General features: G+C 46.3%; 17 protein-coding genes and 1 pseudogene. 8 read left to right on the top strand and 10 right to left on the bottom strand.

Annotation, left to right across the window (positions count from 1 at the left end):
• Window positions 1-84 precede the first annotated feature (84 nt).
• From NSU16_RS04070 to NSU16_RS04060, 3 genes are all read right to left on the bottom strand, one after another.
• The gene (locus tag NSU16_RS04070) at window positions 85-1,521 is read right to left on the bottom strand and encodes an anion permease (protein ID WP_326329334.1); all 1,437 of its coding nucleotides are present in this window, start codon (window positions 1,519-1,521) and stop codon (window positions 85-87) included.
• A 126-nt stretch (window positions 1,522-1,647) separates the two neighbouring features.
• On the bottom strand, window positions 1,648-2,910 hold the full coding sequence (locus NSU16_RS04065; protein WP_339192158.1) for a pectate lyase: 1,263 nt from the start codon (window positions 2,908-2,910) through the stop codon (window positions 1,648-1,650).
• A gap of 198 nt (window positions 2,911-3,108) precedes the next feature.
• Window positions 3,109-3,456 (bottom strand): general stress protein, encoded by a 348-nt coding sequence (locus NSU16_RS04060; protein ID WP_010333357.1) that lies wholly within the window; start codon window positions 3,454-3,456, stop codon window positions 3,109-3,111.
• 235 nt (window positions 3,457-3,691) lie between these two features.
• Between NSU16_RS04060 and NSU16_RS04055 the strand changes: the two genes are divergently transcribed.
• The 6 genes from NSU16_RS04055 (at window position 3,692) to NSU16_RS04030 (ending at window position 9,136) form a co-directional block, all read left to right on the top strand.
• Complete coding sequence (locus NSU16_RS04055) at window positions 3,692-4,060, top strand: DUF3212 family protein (RefSeq protein WP_010333356.1); 369 nt, start codon at window positions 3,692-3,694, stop codon at window positions 4,058-4,060.
• A 118-nt stretch (window positions 4,061-4,178) separates the two neighbouring features.
• Window positions 4,179-5,129 (top strand): Fe(3+) dicitrate ABC transporter substrate-binding protein, encoded by a 951-nt coding sequence (locus NSU16_RS04050; RefSeq protein WP_339192156.1) that lies wholly within the window; start codon window positions 4,179-4,181, stop codon window positions 5,127-5,129.
• A 71-nt stretch (window positions 5,130-5,200) separates the two neighbouring features.
• Window positions 5,201-6,202, top strand: a complete 1,002-nt coding sequence (gene fecD, locus NSU16_RS04045; protein WP_024120546.1) for a Fe(3+) dicitrate ABC transporter permease FecD — start codon at window positions 5,201-5,203, stop codon at window positions 6,200-6,202.
• Complete coding sequence (gene yfmE, locus NSU16_RS04040; protein WP_339192155.1) at window positions 6,199-7,200, top strand: Fe(3+)-citrate ABC transporter permease YfmE; 1,002 nt, start codon at window positions 6,199-6,201, stop codon at window positions 7,198-7,200. Before fecD ends, yfmE begins: the two co-directional genes overlap by 4 nt.
• Before the next feature lie 12 nt (window positions 7,201-7,212).
• Window positions 7,213-8,010 carry a Fe(3+)-citrate ABC transporter ATP-binding protein YfmF gene (gene yfmF / locus NSU16_RS04035; protein WP_010333352.1) on the top strand — a complete coding sequence of 266 codons (798 nt, stop codon included), beginning with the start codon at window positions 7,213-7,215 and terminating at the stop codon, window positions 8,008-8,010.
• 106 nt (window positions 8,011-8,116) lie between these two features.
• The gene (locus tag NSU16_RS04030) at window positions 8,117-9,136 is read left to right on the top strand and encodes an NADP-dependent oxidoreductase (protein ID WP_339192154.1); all 1,020 of its coding nucleotides are present in this window, start codon (window positions 8,117-8,119) and stop codon (window positions 9,134-9,136) included.
• A gap of 48 nt (window positions 9,137-9,184) precedes the next feature.
• On the opposite strand, the gene NSU16_RS04025 is transcribed toward NSU16_RS04030, so the two are convergent.
• Together NSU16_RS04025 and NSU16_RS04020 are read right to left on the bottom strand one after the other, a co-directional pair.
• Window positions 9,185-9,631, bottom strand: a complete 447-nt coding sequence (locus tag NSU16_RS04025; protein WP_339192153.1) for an N-acetyltransferase family protein — start codon at window positions 9,629-9,631, stop codon at window positions 9,185-9,187.
• 68 nt (window positions 9,632-9,699) lie between these two features.
• Window positions 9,700-10,833, bottom strand: coding sequence for a DEAD/DEAH box helicase (locus NSU16_RS04020; protein ID WP_326201238.1), 1,134 nt, complete (start codon window positions 10,831-10,833; stop codon window positions 9,700-9,702).
• Window positions 10,834-11,005: 172 nt separating this feature from the next.
• On the opposite strand from NSU16_RS04020, the gene NSU16_RS04015 reads away from it, so the two are divergent.
• Window positions 11,006-12,562, top strand: a complete 1,557-nt coding sequence (locus NSU16_RS04015; RefSeq protein ID WP_010333348.1) for an ABC-F family ATP-binding cassette domain-containing protein — start codon at window positions 11,006-11,008, stop codon at window positions 12,560-12,562.
• 119 nt (window positions 12,563-12,681) lie between these two features.
• Here the strand turns inward: NSU16_RS04015 and NSU16_RS04010 are convergent.
• Window positions 12,682-12,835: pseudogene (locus NSU16_RS04010) on the bottom strand (hypothetical protein).
• Window positions 12,836-13,119: 284 nt separating this feature from the next.
• On the opposite strand from NSU16_RS04010, the gene NSU16_RS04005 reads away from it, so the two are divergent.
• Window positions 13,120-13,665 carry a GNAT family N-acetyltransferase gene (locus NSU16_RS04005; protein ID WP_339192152.1) on the top strand — a complete coding sequence of 182 codons (546 nt, stop codon included), beginning with the start codon at window positions 13,120-13,122 and terminating at the stop codon, window positions 13,663-13,665.
• Window positions 13,666-13,699: 34 nt separating this feature from the next.
• Here the strand turns inward: NSU16_RS04005 and NSU16_RS04000 are convergent, their stop codons facing one another.
• The 4 genes from NSU16_RS04000 to NSU16_RS03985 form a co-directional block, all read right to left on the bottom strand.
• Window positions 13,700-14,890: an MFS transporter gene (locus NSU16_RS04000; protein ID WP_339192151.1), complete on the bottom strand. Its 1,191-nt coding sequence runs from the start codon at window positions 14,888-14,890 to the stop codon at window positions 13,700-13,702.
• A 65-nt stretch (window positions 14,891-14,955) separates the two neighbouring features.
• Window positions 14,956-15,378: a MerR family transcriptional regulator gene (locus NSU16_RS03995; protein ID WP_339192150.1), complete on the bottom strand. Its 423-nt coding sequence runs from the start codon at window positions 15,376-15,378 to the stop codon at window positions 14,956-14,958.
• 125 nt (window positions 15,379-15,503) lie between these two features.
• Entirely contained in the window at window positions 15,504-15,950 is a 447-nt protein-coding gene (locus NSU16_RS03990; protein ID WP_268446581.1) for a YfmQ family protein, read from the bottom strand.
• A 124-nt stretch (window positions 15,951-16,074) separates the two neighbouring features.
• Entirely contained in the window at window positions 16,075-17,964 is a 1,890-nt protein-coding gene (locus tag NSU16_RS03985) for an ABC-F family ATP-binding cassette domain-containing protein (protein ID WP_339192149.1), read from the bottom strand.
• Window positions 17,965-18,095: the final 131 nt, after the last annotated feature.

Here is an 18,095-nt window from a genome sequence, read left to right as displayed (position 1 = left end):
TTTTTAATATTTTTGTAAATATTCTGTTATTTTATTTTAATAGTAAAAAGCTTGAAGAGAAAATCTTCTCTTCAAGCTTAGACTTTACCATATACCTAGTACTTTCCACCATAACCCGCCGATCACAAGCCATGTGACAATATGAACGATCGACAGGATAAATCCGATAGACCACCATTTGCCTTGCGAAATGTAGCCTGCTCCGAAGAAGACCGGAGCCGCTCCAGAACCGTAGTGGGTTGTTGACCCGAACAGATTGCTGAAGAATGCGAGGCTCAGCGCTGCTAAAAGCGGCGGTGCGCCCGCTGCCACGACCACAGCCAAAAATGCTGAATACATCGCACTGATGTGAGCCGTCGCACTTGCAAAGAAATAGTGAGAGTAATAATACACAACAATTAAAATTAAAAATGCCACAATCCAAGAGAATCCAGATACAGATGATTTCATGGCGTTGCTGAACCAAGAAACCATGCCTAATTCATTCAGGAAGTTGGCCAGCATAACGAGCGCCGCAAACCAAGTGAGCGTATCCCAAGCGCCCTGTTCTTTCTTGATATCATCCCAAGTCAGAACCTGTGATAATAAAAGAACTGACAACCCAATCAATGCGGTTGTAGTTGCGTCGATGTTGAAGCTGCCGCCAAAAATCCAAAGAACAAGCACTAAAAGAAACACAATAACCATAGAAAGCTCTGATTTTTTAAATGGTCCCATTTCTTTCAGTTTTTCGGTTGCGATTTTCGCTGCGTCCGGTGTTTCTTTAATTTCCGGCGGATACAGCTTGTAAATCACAAGCGGCGTGATGATTAAACTTACAAGTCCCGGAACAATCGCGGCAATTGCCCAGCTTGTCCATGTTAAGTCCACCCCTGCGACATCATGGGCCAGCTTGGCAATCAGCGGGTTTGCCGCCATCGCCGTCAGGAACATAGCAGATGTAATCAAGTTTCCCTGAAAACCGGTTTTTAATAAGAAAGCACCAATTTTTCTTTCTGTTCCATCTGCCGGGCTTGATCCGAATGTTTCGGATAATGATCTGATAATAGGAAATATAATGCCTCCTGCACGCGCCGTATTACTTGGAATAGCAGGTGATAATATTAAATCACTGAACAGCAGTGAATAAGAAAGTCCAAGGGTTTTCTTCCCGAATTTCTGAACGAATACATACGAAATTCTCGCACCTAGCCCGGTCTTGATAAATCCCCGGGAAATAAAGAATGCGATGACGATAAGCCAGATGGTCTTATTCCCGAATCCGCTTAATGTATCCTCAATTGATAATGTTCCAGTTAGTGCAGTAACCGCCAATGCAAAAATTGCAATTGCACCCATTGGCAAGGGCTTGGAGATAAAGCCGATAATTGTCGCGACGAAAATCGCAAACAAATGCCATGCTTTAGGTTCAAGTCCGGACGGAGCGGGAATAAACCAGATGATTAGTCCCACAGCGACAGTAATAAGCAATGGAACAAGCTTTACTGATGACTGTTTTCCTGCGTCTTTTTCTGAAGCCATAAATAGGTCTCCTCCTATATACTTGTTTTCCGATCCCCTTTCCCATTCTACTCCTTAACTAAGTTAATAAACATTTTAATTAATTAAAAAAACACAAAGGTGAGCACCCTTTGTGTTTTTTTCTACTTAATTTAGTTTACCCGCGCCCGCTTGAGATATAACATTCGATTTCACATTCGCGGAAGCATCAATTGTTCCGTGCAGAGATGGCGTCCATCCGACAGAGGAGCTCAGCCCGTTTGCAGCCGATGCGTTGATCTGCGTACCGTTCAGCAATGTGCCGGAATCATATAAGGCCGTTCCTCCGCTGAATACGCTGATCGTTTTAGCAGCGGTCAATCCCGGAACGTCAATGGCATTGTTTTGTGCGTAAATTTTAGATGATTTTCCGATTCCCCAGGCATAGCTGAAAGCATAACTGGAAGAGCTTGTACTGCCTTCATAATAGTTGTTGTAAACGTGTACCTGTCCAAAACGGACTCTCGGTGCGCGCTGAACGATATTTTTGTAGCGGTTGTGATGCAGTGTGATTTTTAATTTGCCGTCATCAGAAGTTTTGCTGTCGCTTGATCCAAAAATGGAGCTCTTATCATGATCGTGATAGAAGTTATAAGACATTGTAATGTAGTTAGCGCCGTTAGAGGCATCAGTTTGGCCGTCATGGTGTTGATATTCTCTTCCAAAATATTTTGGAGAGGTGCTGTCTGGACGGGAACCGTCATTAAATGTACAGTGATCGATCCATACATGTGTACCGCCGTTTATTGTGATGTTGTCATATTGTGAGTTCCAGTTTCCTGAACTTCCGTCAGTCGGATCCCATTGCGGAAAATAGTCATATGCGTCTTGGAATTCGATATTGCGGATAATGACGTTATCGCTCTTGATCTGGAAGTTTCCGCCCAGAATTTTAGCATTTGACCCTGAACCGACGATCGTCGTATTTGCAGGGATATCCACCATCACGCGTGCTTTTTGGTTTTTCTGTGAGCGTGCTCTGGCCTCTTCCTGTGCTCCGGATGGTTCTTTTTTACCCCATGTGCCTGGGTCATAAGCCTTCAAATATTTGTTCAGATCGTACTCTGGATCTTTATAATCATTCAGACCAAGCGGCTTCAGATTGTCATCGACATTCATGTCAATCGTTCCCTTGATATAAATGATTTTTGGCGTTGTGTTTGTGTCCTTGCCTAAAGCCGAAACGAGCTGATTCCTGTTGCTGACTGTATATACGTGGGATGACGAGGCTTTTGATCCGCCTGTTGTGCCAGTCGAGTACGCTCCCCAGCCATCATTCGATCCTAACGTCTGATGGCCCAAATCCGCTGCGTTCGCCCCAACCGGAGTCAAGCCTAATAACAAAGCCGTAGCTAACATCACTTTTTTCATTCAGTATGAACCCCCATTTTCTATTTTGTGAGAATTTGTTCCATTTTCTCACAAAAATATAATAGCAAATTCATGGACATCCATAACCGAAAATGTACCGCCTATTATTGCGGTATCCTGCAAAAAAACACCGCAAAGACCGCAAAAATAAAAAACCCCAAAAGGACGATAATCGCCTTTTGGGGTTACAATCCTGCATTACGCCCAAGATTTTACTTTTTCGTTGTCTGTCACAAAGAGAAGGACTTTCCCTTCATCGAGCCGTTTTTCAAACTGAGCCGCTTCGTCTTCTGAAAAACCGATTTCATGAATTTTATTGCGAAGCTCGTCCCCTTTTTTGTTAAACATGTTCCCTACCGCGTGTTTGAAACCTGTTTCTTTGGCTCCGATCGTGTTGGCATTGGTGTTGTCTGCCAGTCGTTCCGTTCTGTCATCGTCGTGAGTTAAGACGTATACATCCTCTTTTGCGACACCCATTTGCTGTAGTTTTTCTACATCCTTCATGAGCTGTTCGTCGTTTGTATATTCTCTTACAACTGGTTTCATTTCTAATTCCTCCTTCATCATTTCTATGTTATGTTTATACCCGATCCTGTTTCTATGAAACAGCATCCAGAGCATTAGGCATAAAAACAGGAAGAATGGTAGTAGATATTTATTTTCTGATCATGGTAAAGTGATAGGAACATAGTATTTTCAGAATAGTCTTAAATCAAACCGCTGCACGGAGTGTCCGATTTTGAATCGCCATCTTTATCCGTACAAGCAGGAGGTATGTCCAATGCAATACTTTTCACCAAAACAGCAATACAATGCGTGGGTTGTGAGTGATTTAGTAAAACAGGTCTTCCATCAGCGTGTCGGCTATTCAGCAGGCATTCATCAGCTTGCCATCTTCGCCGAGAAAACATTTCACATCGATATTGACTTTGTTTTCTCTATTGTTATGAATATCGGTGACATTGAATTTGCGATCTCTGAAGAAATAGAAAAAAAATTGTCCGGCTATCTCAGCGTTCTCCTTCCCCATGTCAGCAGAGATATGCTTGAAGCCTCTAAAGCCAACGCCAGTTCGTTTTTATCCCACAGACATGGCGATGCTGTGTACGATTTATTTGTGCCAGATGACGCTTACATCAAAAAAACATAAAGCAGAGGTCTTCTGTTTCTTTATTTAAAAAATATTGACATAGAAAGCCATACTATTATAGTGTTTATTTGTGATAATGATTCTCATTATTAAATTCAGAAAAAAAGGAAGAAAACAAATGCGCACCTATCCTAATAAGTTTATTGCCATCATCAGTGTTTTATTAATCGCTTGTTTCCTTATATCCGGCTGTTCATCAAGTCAGGATAACAGCGGCAGCAAAGCCGGAAGCAAATCTAAGGATTCAAGAGTCATTCAGCACGAAGACGGGAAAACAACAGTGACCGGCACACCTAAAAGAGTCGTTGTGCTTGAGCTTTCATTCCTGGATGCTGTCTACAATCTCGGCATCACGCCGGTCGGCATCGCCGATGACAACAAAAAAGACATGATTCAAAAGCTGGTTGGCAGCTCGATTGATTATACATCAGTAGGCACGCGAAGCGAACCGAATCTTGAGGTCATCAGCTCCTTGAAGCCTGATTTAATCATCGCTGACGCTGAACGCCATAAAAACATTTACAAACAGCTGAAACAAATCGCGCCGACCGTTGAATTAAAAAGCCGGGAAGCGACTTATGATGAAACAATGGACAGCTTCAAAACCATTTCTAAAGCATTAAATAAAGAAAAAGAAGGAAAAGAAAAACTCACCGACCATACAAAGGTCATTAACGATCTGAAAGCGGAGCTTCCGAAAGATGAAGACCGCAGCATCGTTCTCGGAGTGGCAAGAGCCGATTCCTTCCAGCTTCATACGTCATCTTCTTATGACGGAGAAATCTTCAGCATGCTCGGCTTTACGCACGCCTTGAAGTCAGATAACGCGTATCAAGAGGTCAGCCTCGAGCAGTTAAGCAAAATCGATCCTGATATTTTGTTTATTTCAGCCAACGAGGGTCAAACAATCGTAGATGAGTGGAAAAAGAATCCGCTTTGGAAAAACCTAAAAGCGGTGAAAAACGGACAAATCTACGATGCAGACCGCGACATTTGGACAAGATTCAGAGGAATCAAGTCCAGTGAAACAAGCGCCAAAGACGTGCTCAAAAAAGTGTATAATAAGTAAAACAAAAGAGAAGCGAGGAGAATCCTTGCTTCTTCGTTTTTGCAAACAGACGCAGCAAGGAAGTGAGACTGTTGTATTACTCAGCCAAACGGCGCTCATCATCAAGATTAATGGTTTTTATCATTGCACTGATCATCCTTATTTTCGGGCTTGGGCTGAATCTCTCAGTAGGCGCCTCAGACATCGGCATCATTGATGCTTTGACATATCTTTTTGTATGGGACGGATCAAAAGAACAGCTTATCATCTCTACTCTTCGCCTCCCCCGCACATTAATCGGTGTTTTCGTCGGCGCCAGCCTGGCTGTAGCTGGGGCGCTGATGCAGGCCATGACAAGAAACCCTCTGGCTTCACCTCAAATTTTCGGTGTGAATGCGGGTGCATCGCTGTTTGTCGTTGCTTCTCTCGTCATTCTGCCGGCGTCGTCCTACTCATCGGTCGTGTTTGCTTTTGCAGGTGCGGCGGCAGGCGGCGCAATTGTGTATATGATTGCCTCTTCCGGTGGAATGACACCTGTCAAACTGGCGTTGTCAGGAATGGCGGTGCATTTGTTCCTGTCCTCCATGACACAGGCGATTATTATTTTAAATGAGTCGGGAGAGGATGTGCTGTATTGGATGACGGGTGCGATTGACGGCAGCAACTGGCAGGACGTCATGACCATTGCCCCATTTTCTGTCATCGGCATTGGACTTGCCCTTGTGTTTTCAGGTCCCGTTTCTGTTCTCGGACTCGGTGATGAAACGGCAAAAGGACTCGGGCAAAACATGAACGGCATGCGGATTCTGATCAGCTTTATTATTTTAATTCTTTCCGGCGCTTCTGTGGCGGTTGCCGGCCCAATCGGCTTTGTCGGGCTGCTCGTCCCGCATATCGTCCGCAAGCTGATCGGAGAAAATTACAAATATGTGCTGCCGTTTTCGGCGCTGTTCGGCGCCATCTTACTGGTGTACGCAGATGTCCTGGCCAGATGGATTGCATTCCCTTATGAATCCCCGGTCGGCATTGTCACCGCCATTATCGGCACACCATTTTTCTTATATTTAGCAAGGAAAGGGCGAAATCTGAAATGAAGAAATCAACCAGAAAACAAAAACGCCCCTTGCTGGCCATCCTCATATTGGCTGTCATCTTGCTAGTGCTGTCCGTGATCAGCATCGGCTTCGGGGCATTGTATATTTCACCTGATGCGGTGGTTACGAATCTGTTAGGGATGGATCATTCCTTCGAGTTTATTATTCAGCAGTACCGGCTCCCCCGCATTATACTGGCGATTTTGGCAGGCGCCGGACTGGCCGCTGCCGGAGCCATTTTGCAGGGTGTCATCCGAAATCCCCTTGCGTCTCCGGACGTTGTCGGAATTTCAAAAGGGTCCGGACTGGCCGCCATGGCCGTTATTCTCATTTTCCCTGAGTCTCCGGTCTACGTGCTGCCGTTCTCCGCATTTGCCGGAGCAGCCATTATTGCGGTAATATTATTTATGATAGCCCGCAAAAAAAGCATTCAGCCTTCTTCCTTGGCTTTATCAGGCATTGCCTTAGGCGCGGTCTGCCACGCCGGCATGCAATATATGATGGTCAAATTTCCGGGGGACGTCAATGCAGCGCTCATTTGGCTGACAGGCAGCCTCTGGGGGAGAAACTGGGAAGAAGTCAAGCTCCTTGCGCCATGGCTTCTTGTCCTTTTGCCGATTGTCTGCATCCTCATTCCGAAGCTGGATTTGATGTCACTCGGAGATGAGCTAGCGCAGGGTCTCGGCGAAAACGCAAACAGGCTGAGATTCATTCTGATTTTCACCGCAGTTGCGCTGGCTGGGAGCTGTGTAGCCGTCGTCGGATCAATCGGTTTTATCGGGCTGCTCGCTCCGCATATCGCCAGAAGGCTTGCCGGAGAAAAAGCTAAATATTTACTGCCTGCATCGGCATTAATCGGTGCTATTATATTACTAATCGCAGATACATTAGGACGCGGCATCATGCCTCCGGTTGAGATACCAGCCGGCATATTGACAGCTGTGATCGGCGCGCCTTATTTTTTATATTTATTGAAATTCGAAGCGAGGAAACAGTAGGGAGAGGATACCATGGGAAAACTGGCTGCAGACCAGCTCACTCTTTCATATGACAGCACAGTGATTATTGACGGAGTCGATTTAAAGATTGAAGAAGGAAAGATCACTGTGCTCATCGGCGCCAACGGCTGCGGAAAATCAACAATCCTCAAATCGCTTGCCAGGCTGATGGCTCCAAAAAGCGGCACGGTTCTATTAGAAGGAAAAGATATTCATCGCCAGCCGTCCAAAGAAGTGGCTAAAAAGCTGGCGATTCTTCCTCAGTCTCCTCAGGCGCCAGAAGGATTGACGGTACAGGAACTATGCTATTTCGGCAGACATCCTCATAAAAAACTGTTATCCAAGCATACGCAAGAGGATCACGATATGGTAGAGTGGGCGCTTGACGCAACCGGGATGAATGAGCTGAAGGATCGGACACTTGATGCCCTTTCAGGCGGTCAAAGACAAAGAGCCTGGATTTCCATGGCGCTTGCACAAGGCACTGATTTGCTCTTGCTCGATGAACCGACCACTTACTTGGACATTTCTCACCAAATTGAGGTGCTGGAGCTGCTGAAAAAGCTGAACCGGGATCATGGACGCACAGTTGTCATGGTGCTTCACGACTTAAACCAAGCCGCTCAATATGCTGACTATCTGATCAGTGTACTGGACGGAAAAATCTACAATGCCGGAACACCGGAAGACGTCTTTACCCAGCCGTTTTTCCGGGAAGTCTTCGGCTTGGAATGCTGCATCATGAGAAGCCCGATCGACCAGAAGCCGATGTGCCTGCCGATGGGACTGTGCCCGAAACTACGGACGTGATGAAAAAGGAGAGGATACCCTCTCCTTTTTTTTATGCGGCTTACTTTTTGTATTTCATCACTTGTCCGTGTTACATTGGTGTCAATCAAATGATAGGAGGATGAATATGACAATAGCTCAACAGCAGATTCAATTAGCCAGACGTCCGCAAGGGGTGCCTGTTCACGAAGACTTCCGCTTTGAAACGATATCCATTCCTGAGCCGAAGCAAGGTGAGGTGCTTGTCAAAACACTCTATGTGTCAGTCGATCCTTACATGCGCGGGCGAATGCAAGACACGAAGTCATATGTAGAGCCATTTGCCTTAGACGAAGCGCTGTCAGGCGGTGTCATTGCTGAAGTCGTGTCAGACGGAGATAAGCTCAAACAAGGTGAAATCGTCATCGGAAACCTGAACTGGCAGGAATATTCCGCTGTCAGCGAGTCCGCCGTGCGAAAAATTGATACAAGTCTCGCTCCTGCTTCAGCGTATCTCGGCATTTTAGGAATGACCGGTTTGACGGCTTATTTTGGCTTATTGGACATCGGCCGCCCGAAGGAAGGCGAAACCGTGGTTGTCTCCGGAGCTGCAGGGGCTGTCGGTTCCGCTGTCGGACAGATCGCCAAAATCAAAGGCGCACACGTCGTCGGGATCGCAGGCTCTGATGATAAAATTGACTACTTAAAGAATGAACTGCAATTTGACGAAGCGATTAATTACAAAACCGCAGATGATATTCAAAAAGCGCTCGCTGACGCTTGTCCGAACGGTGTCGATGTGTATTTTGACAATGTCGGCGGGCCGATTTCAGATGCGGTCATGAACCTCCTTAATGAGTTTGCCCGCATTCCGGTGTGCGGCGCCATTTCTTCCTACAACGCGGAAAACGAAGCGGATGACATGGGCCCTCGCGCCCAATCCAAGCTAATCAAAACGAAGGCGCTGATGCAAGGGTTTATCGTAAGCGACTACTCCGATCGTTTTCCTGAAGGCGCAAAACAGCTGGCGGAATGGCTGAGAGATGGAAAGCTTCATTATGAGGAAACCATCACTGAAGGCTTCGAAAACATTCCGGATGCGTTTCTTGGCTTATTTAAAGGAGAAAATAAAGGAAAACAGCTGATCAAAGTCAGCGATCCGAGCTGAAGATGAAAATGGGAGGGCTTTTTGCCCTCCTTTTGGGTTTATATGAGGTCAGCTACGAAGAATCAGCGTAAGAAAACCATCTTCATCTGGTTCCGTATCCTCCAAAGTGAAACCTGCTGCTTGAAAGCAAGCTAAACTGATTTGATTGTCTTCTTCAATGCATGCCACCCATTCCCGCACGCTAGTAAAATCAGGTTCGGTCAGCAGTTTTTGCAATATCCGTTTTCCGTACCCTTGAAGCCGGTACATAGGATTAACGATCAATCCAATATACGTCCACTCCTCCCCGAACTCAATAACGGCCATCCCTGCTGGCAGCTGTCCATCATATGCCATGATGACAGTATCCTGTTCATCTTTATTTACTCGTGCATACCACTCATCTAATGGCAGCATGCCATCCATTCTCCGCCTGGTATCTTCATGTTCAAACCAGTGTTCAAGGATTTTCAGCTCTGGCTCCTTCACTACTTGAAATCTGTCTATTGAAACCATCTTCCCACCCCCGCGCGAAACCTTTTCTATTATTTTACAACAAAAAAGAAGGGCTTTTGCCCTCCTTTTTATTTCGTCTTCAATTTTCCGCCGGCATACACAGCTTCACTCAGCTCCACGCCAAGCTTCTTCGCCATTTTCTTCAGCTTTGATTCCTCCAGTTTTGTAACGAGACTCAGCACGTTGCCCTCTTTTCCGGCACGGCCTGTTCTCCCTGATCTGTGAACATAGCTGTCTTCATCAGGAATATCGGCGTGGATCACATACGGCAGGTTTTCAATATCCAAACCGCGCGCGGCAATGTCGGTTGCCAAAAGCAGCGGGAACTCGCCCTGCTCAAATGCTTTAATGATTTTCGCACGCTCCATTTTTTTCGCCTCACTGTGAAGGATGCCAAGGTCAACATGATGGTACGCCAGCTTTTCCGCATACACACTCAGGTTGCCGATATCTCTCACAAACACAAGCGCCTGCATGCCTTGAAGCCTTGAAAGCTTTTGCAGCAGCTTCACTTTGTCGCGCTGGTCACAGATGATGTATTGATGCTTCACTTTTCCCGCTTCCGCCTTGCTGCGTTCTACCTTCAGAACCTCAGGCTCTTTCGTCATGTCGCGGAGCACATCTTCTGTTTCTTTCTTCAGTGTGGCAGAAAAACAAAGAAGCTGGCGGTCTCTTAATGTCGTTTTAATGATTTGCTTGATCGTTTCACGATGCTCCGGCAGGACAAGCTGATCGGTTTCATCAAGTACGATCGTTTTTACTTCATGCATCTTGAGCTTTTTCGTTTGAATCAGCTCAAACACCCTGCCCGGCGTCCCGACGATCAAATGCGGATGATTCTTCTTCAGCTTTTCGACCTGCTTCTTCACATTCGCCCCGCCGATTAAGGAAACTGCACGTAATTCTGATCCCGTTTTCCAGTCCTGAATCACCTGAAAAATCTGCATCACCAGCTCACGTGAAGGTGCTAAAATCACAGCCTGCGGATGCTTCTGATCAGGTTTGATGCGCTCCAATACCGGCAGTGCGTAGGCAAGCGTCTTACCCGTTCCTGTCGGCGATTCAGCGATGACATCCTTACCTTCCATGATGAGTTCGGCTGCCTGCTCCTGTACAGGAGTCGGCTCTTGGAAGCCTGAAGCGTTCCAATTCTCTTTGATAAATGATTGTGCATTATGTAAAAATGGCCAAGTTTGCGTCATTTTGTTCTCCTCGATTCTTAAAATCTATTCCATAGTATCTCAAAACAGCGCGCGGAACGCAATTTTTCTTTTCCTTTCCTATGCCTTTCAACAATCGACTTCCTCCTTTATAATCAAAAGGGTGAATATTACACGCCGATTGTGCGTGTTTGATAACGATAGAGGTGTAAACATGAGTATTTTATCTGTAAAGGACTTAAGCCACGGCTTCGGTGACCGGGCCATTTTTAATAATGTATCTTTCCGTCTTTTAAAAGGCGAGCACGTCGGTCTGATCGGCGCAAACGGTGAAGGAAAATCGACCTTCATGAATATTATTACCGGAAAGCTTGAACCTGATGAAGGAAAAGTCGAATGGTCAAAAAATGTCCGTGTCGGCTACCTGGATCAGCATACCGTGCTGGAAAAAGGAAAATCCATCCGTGATGTGCTGAAAGACGCATTCCATTACTTATTTGCGATGGAAGAAGAAATGAACGAGATTTACAACAAAATGGGTGAAGCTGATCCTGACGAGCTTGAAAAGCTTCTTGAAGACGTCGGTGTGATTCAAGACGCGCTGACAAACAATGATTTTTATGTGATTGATTCCAAGGTAGAAGAAATCGCCCGCGGACTTGGCTTGAGTGATATTGGACTTGACCGTGACGTTACTGATCTGAGCGGGGGGCAGCGCACAAAAGTGCTTCTCGCCAAGCTGCTTCTGGAAAAACCGGAAATCCTGCTTCTCGATGAGCCGACCAACTACCTTGATGAGCAGCATATCGAATGGCTGAAACGCTACCTGCAGGAGTACGAGAATGCGTTCATCTTGATTTCCCATGACATTCCGTTCTTAAACAGTGTCATCAACCTGATTTATCATGTAGAAAATCAGGAGCTGACACGCTACGTTGGTGACTATCATCAGTTTATGGAAGTCTACGAGGTGAAGAAACAGCAGCTTGAAGCAGCCTACAAAAAGCAGCAGCAGGAAGTCGCAGAGCTGAAGGATTTTGTTGCCCGCAACAAAGCCCGCGTCAGCACGAGAAACATGGCGATGTCCCGCCAAAAGAAACTCGATAAGATGGATATGATCGAGCTTGCGGCAGAAAAGCCAAAACCGGAATTCCACTTCAAGCCGGCGAGAACGTCAGGCAAGCTGATTTTCGAAACGAAGGATCTCGTGATCGGTTACGATTCCCCGCTCTCCCGTCCGCTGAACCTCCGCATGGAGCGCGGCCAAAAAATTGCCCTCTACGGCGCAAACGGGATTGGGAAAACGACATTGCTGAAAAGCCTGCTTGGTGAGATTCAGCCGCTCGAAGGCTCTGTTGAACGAGGCGAGCACCTCTTTACCGGCTATTTCGAGCAAGAGGTCAAGGAAACAAACAACAATACGTGTATTGAAGAAGTTTGGAGCGAATTCCCTTCGTATACCCAGTATGAAATCCGCGCCGCTCTGGCAAAATGCGGACTGACAACAAAACATATCGAAAGCCGCGTCTCTGTCTTAAGCGGAGGCGAGAAAGCGAAGGTCAGACTGTGCAAGCTGATCAATTCGGAAACCAACCTGCTGGTGCTCGATGAGCCGACAAACCACTTGGATGTTGACGCCAAGGAAGAACTCAAGCGCGCCCTTAAAGAATACAAAGGCTCCATTCTTCTTATTTCTCATGAGCCTGATTTCTATATGGATATCGCGACAGAAACATGGAACTGCGAGTCTTGGACGACGAAAGTGCTTTAAACCGAAGAAAACCCGCCTGTTGAAGGGCGGGTTTTTTTACTGCCATTTTTTCTGAACGATTCTCAATAGCTCTCTGTCTTTTAAAATGAGCTGCAATGGCGAGGTGAATTCATCAAGTGTCAGCTCTCTTTTGGCAGACAGCTCAAAGTCTTCCTCATCAGCCCATGCGGTGAACCACTCGACAGAAAAGCTGTTTTTCATGACGCCGTGTATGTAATGATAGAGCACCTGTAAACACTTCTGATCATATTCGTCAGGCTTTGCCTTATCCATGGCAAACGTCCCCTCTTCAGCATGAACCATCACCTGATATGGCAATCGCAAATGAACGGATACATCCTCAGTTTCTTCAAGATAAATGCCCGCCGCGTCGATGCCTGACCGAAGCGGATGCCCTTTCCGTGAACGCCGTTCTTGCTGACCGAAAAAACCGGTTTCTAAAGGCGTTTTAGCCGTTAAATAGTAAAATTGTGTCATAAAGGCTGTCCTTTCCTGCACCAATTTGATTATGATGCCATTATAACGAATAATACTTACTGATAGTAAAGGGGTATATCATGATCATCGGCAAAAAAGAATTCAATGTAAATGAACTTCAATACACCATTCGATCAGCTCGTGCAGAGGATGCACAGAAGCTGTCTGCATTAAGGCTGAAAATTGATGGAGAAACGGAATACATGGATCGGGAGAAGGGTGAGGATTTCATAGATGCACCCGGTTTTGAACAACAGATAAAGGAAGATACTGAGAAGAAGAGAAATTTATTTTTAGTTGCTGAAGTGCAGGATAGGCTCGCGGGGTTTTCCAGATGTGAGGGTACTGATTTAAAGCGGTCCTCTCATAAAGTGGAGTTCGGTGTATGCGTGTTAAAAGAATTTTGGGGTTATGGCATCGGGAAGCATCTTTTACAGCAGTCTCTCTCTTGGGCGGACACCAACGGAATGAAAAAAATCTCACTGAATGTCCTGGAAACAAACGAAAGGGCCATTTCACTATATAAGACATACGGATTTGAAGCAGAAGGAATCTTAAAAAAGGAGAAATTGCTTTCTGACGGAAACTACTACAATATGGTTGTAATGGGAAGGTTCCATGATTAAAAAAGACACTGCATATGCGCAGTGTCTTTCGTTATTAATGCCCTGCTTTAATTCCAGCAAGATGTTTACGTCCCATAAGAAGGACAAGCATGCCGACAAAAACGACGATACCGCCAACTGTATACGGCGTGCTTGCGGTGAAGTGTTCTGACAGCATTCCCGCAATCCACGGAGCGAGCGCGCCGCCGATGAAGCGGACTGAGCTGTAGGCTGAAGACGCGATTGATCGTTCAACAGGCGCAGCCCCCATCACAGCGGTTGTCATGATCGTGTTGACCATACCAAGGACAGCACCAGCGACAACGATACATGTAATAATCAAAGTCTGATGGTCTGTCCAGATCCCCATGATGATCAGAATGACCGCAAAGGCGATAAAGAGAACAACCAAGGAACGCATTGTGCCCAGCGCTTTGTGCACGAGCGGCGCGGTAAAGACTGATGTAATGGCCAGCAGAAGGCCCCAGCCGAAGAAGACATATCCAAGACCGTGCTCATCTAAATCCAGAACGAACGGAGAATAAGCGAGCAAAATAAAAAATCCAAAGTTGTATAAGAAAGCCGATACCGCCATTGTCAGCAGGCCTTTATATTTGAGTGCCTTCATGGCGTCAAATACCCCAACACGTTTCCCCGGTTTCGGCAATTTCGGCAGCATGAAAGAAATCGCGATTAACGCAATAAACATCAGGACCGATACCCCGAAGAACGGCGCGCGCCATGAGATGCTTCCAAGCTCTCCGCCTGCAAGCGGTCCGACTGAAATCCCGAGTCCGAGCGCTGCCTCATACAAAATAATTGCTTGAGCGCTGCCGCCGACAGACACGCCGACAATGACCGCAAGCGCTGTTGAAATAAATAAAGCATTACCTAGTCCCCAGCCGCCGCGATAGCCGACAAGCTGAGCAATTGAGCTTGAACTTCCGCCAAGCGCTGCAAAGACAATAATAAAAATAAGTCCGAGAATTAACGTCCATTTTGCGCCGATCCTGCTGGAAATGGCTCCTGAGAAAAACATCATAAATCCGGTAACGAGCAAATAACTTGTAAATAAGAGTGATACTTCACTAGGTGAAGCATGTAATTGTGCGGCAATCGCCGGAAGAATAGGATCGACCAGCCCGATTCCCATAAAGGAAATCACACAGGCAAACGCGACAGCCCATACAGCTTTCGGCTGACTGAGCAAGCCCGTTTTCTGATTTACTTGTTTTGTCTTATCCATTTGACCTGACCTCCATCTTTATTCCATTAAAAGAAACGCTACAAAAATAGCGTTTTGCAAACTTCTCATTCGATTGATTGAATGGCACGCTCCGCTTTGTTTTTCATTCCGTGCAGACGTTCCTTAAAGCTTTGGAATGTGCGGATTTTTTCATCAATCAAATCCAGCTGGTGATTCAGCGTTTCCTGAATTTCCTCCAGCTTCTCTTTCCGTTCCTTTGGATCCAGTGACAACAAATACCCCTCTTTGTTTAACTCTAGCTGGCGGCTGGTTTCCATGAAATGCTGAAGCTCCTGAAGGGAAAAGCCAAGCACTTCCTTTGTGCTGATCACTTTCTCAAGCTCCTCCATATCATCCTCTGAATAAAGTCTTACGCCGCCGTCCGTCCGTTTCGGTGCTGGAATTAAGCCGATTTCTTCATAAAACCGAATGGTTCGCTTTGTCAGCCCGCTTCTTTTGGCAACTTGATCAATCTTCATCCATTCCAAGGTAAATCCCCCTTCGCCGTTTCTGTAATCATTATACACCTTTTACACCTTAACGTAAACGTTAAGTTTTGAAATGCAATAAAAAAGACGAGTACGTAAAGCACCCGTCCTTCATTAGCCTATTTTTAAGCTAAGCTCCCTGTCACTGACAAAGACTGCTTTTGCATGCTTTCAGAAAGCAATCGATACGCAATGACTTTCTTCTTATACTGTTTCACGACGTCGATATGGTCGTCGTAGCTGTATACAAACAGCTTTACATCTTTTTTGCCTTTTTTCGTATCTATCACAAGCGGTGTTCCGCCGTTTTCAGGGTATAAATAACGCTCTTCGTCGCCTGGGTAAATATAATATTTCTCCAGGAAGACAGCTTCGTTAAATTGATCAATCATGTTCCTTTTTTCTTCACCCTCGAGACGTTTTCCATCTACAGAGAGAACAGCATCTTCGTTGTTCACCTTGGCGTGCACCTCGAATTTGCTAAGCAGCCATTCTATGACGCCTGTTGGAAGGCAGGTTAAAACGATTTTCACCAGACTCATGAGGATTAACATCACGATAGCCCATGTCATACTTCATCATCTCCGTTAGTTTTCCATGTGCCGCTGACACACAATTCCATCCTATCATAAGCTGGCTGTTTCGTTTTTGTACATTATGTGAAAAAAAGTGCGGCCTACAGCAGGCCGCACTTTTTTAGCTTTCCAGCTCTTCTATCATGAGGGACAATTCTGTCCAGCGATCCATCGCTGCCTCAAGCTCTTCCGCTGTTTTTGCCTGCTCGGCCATCAGCTCTTGAATTTTCCCGAAATCACTGCCCGCCGCAGCGATATCCACTTCGAGCTGTTCATGCTTTTCTTCAAGCTCGGCAATTTTATCTTCAATGCCGTCCCATTCAAGCTGATCTTTGTAAGAAAGCTTTTTCCGTTTTTTCTTCGGTTCCGCTTCAGCTGTTTTGACTTCAGCTGCGGGTTTTTCAGCCATTTTTCTTGCTTTGGCCTGCTCCATATAGTCACTGTAGGAGCCTTGGAAGCGAGAAATCACGCCATTTCCTTCAAAGACAATCAAACGGTCTACGACGCGGTCAAGGAAGTAGCGGTCATGGGATACGGTGATGACAACGCCAGGGAACTGTTCAATATAATCCTCAAGCACGCTTAACGTTTCTGTATCCAAGTCGTTCGTCGGCTCATCGAGAAACAGCACATTCGGCTCCTGCATCAGAACCTGAAGCAAGTATAAGCGCCGCTTTTCTCCGCCGGACAGCTTGCGGATATAGGTTTGCTGCATGGAGCGCGGGAAGAGGAAGCGCTCAAGCATTTGTTCAGCGGTGACGATATCGCCGTCCTCTGTTTTCACGACTTCCGCTGTTTCTTTAATATATTCAATCACCTTCAGCTCACCGTTCATTTCACTGTGATCCTGGGTATAGTAGCCGATTCGTACTGTCTGGCCGATCGTAATATGCCCGCCGTCAGGAGTGATTCGTCCGGCAAGGCTGTTTAACAGCGTTGTTTTTCCGATGCCATTCGGCCCGATGATCCCGATTCGTTCACCCGGTATGACCAGTTCATTGAATCGATCGACGAGTACGTTTCCTCCGTAAGCGATCATCACGTTCTCCGCTTCGATTACTTGCTTTCCAAGACGGTGGGAGCCAATCGCAAAGTCGAGCGAGCCGGCTGACTGAGGGCCCTTCTGCTCCTTAAGCGACTCTACCCTGCCGATTCTCGCCTTTTGTTTTGTGGAGCGTGCTTTCGCTCCGCGTCTGAGCCAGGCCAGTTCACGGCGCAGCAGATTTTGCCGCTTCGTTTCTTTTTGCTCAGCCTGCGCTTCCCGTTCCGCGCGCTTTTCCAAAAAGACTTCATAGTTGCCTTTGTAGGTATAAAGACTGCCCCGTTCAAGCTCATAAATGCGGTTTGTCACGCGGTTTAAGAAGTACCTGTCGTGCGTCACCAGCATGACGGCGCCTGGATATTGCGCCAAATACCCTTCAAGCCATTCAATCGTTTCATTATCCAAATGGTTCGTCGGCTCGTCTAAAATCAGAAGATCAGCGGGTTGAATTAAGTTTTTCGCAATCGCCACCCGTTTTTTCTGTCCGCCTGAGAGCTCGTTCACAGGCTTTGTCACGTCAGTTACTCCCAGCTTCGATAACACCGTTTTCGCCAAGGTATTCGCATCCCACGCGTTGTTTGCATCCATTTTCGCCTGCGCCGCCAGCAGGTGTTTCTGGCGTTTTTCATCTTCCGGGTCTTCTCCCAGCTCATAGAGCGCCTTTTCGTATTCACGGAGCGTTCTCATGACAGCCGATTCACCTGAATAAATATGCTCCAGAATAGTTTGTCCAGCAGGCAGCTGCGGGTCCTGATGAAGAAATTCAACATGCACGCTGCCGGATTTGGCGATGTCGCCTTCTTCAACAGATTCCAAGCCGGCAATCACTTTCAGCAGCGTTGATTTTCCGGTGCCGTTCGGCCCGATTAATCCGATTCTCTCATTCTCTTCAATATGAAAGGAGATATGGTCAAATAACGTCTTATCTCCGTATGTTTTGTAAAGGTTCTCCGCTTTTAATATGCTCATGGTTCCTATCAATCCTCACGTAAGTTCATGTGTACATTTTAAATCAGCCGCTGGAATAAAACTAGTAAAAGAGCAGACAAATTTCATGGAAGTACCGTACAGAAAAAAAGACCGGGGACTCTGTCCCCAGT

It is taken from the genome of Bacillus sp. FSL K6-1003, assembly GCF_037964945.1.
Taxonomy (GTDB): domain Bacteria; phylum Bacillota; class Bacilli; order Bacillales; family Bacillaceae; genus Bacillus; species Bacillus mojavensis.
This window is presented reverse-complemented; position numbering and strand designations above follow the sequence as displayed.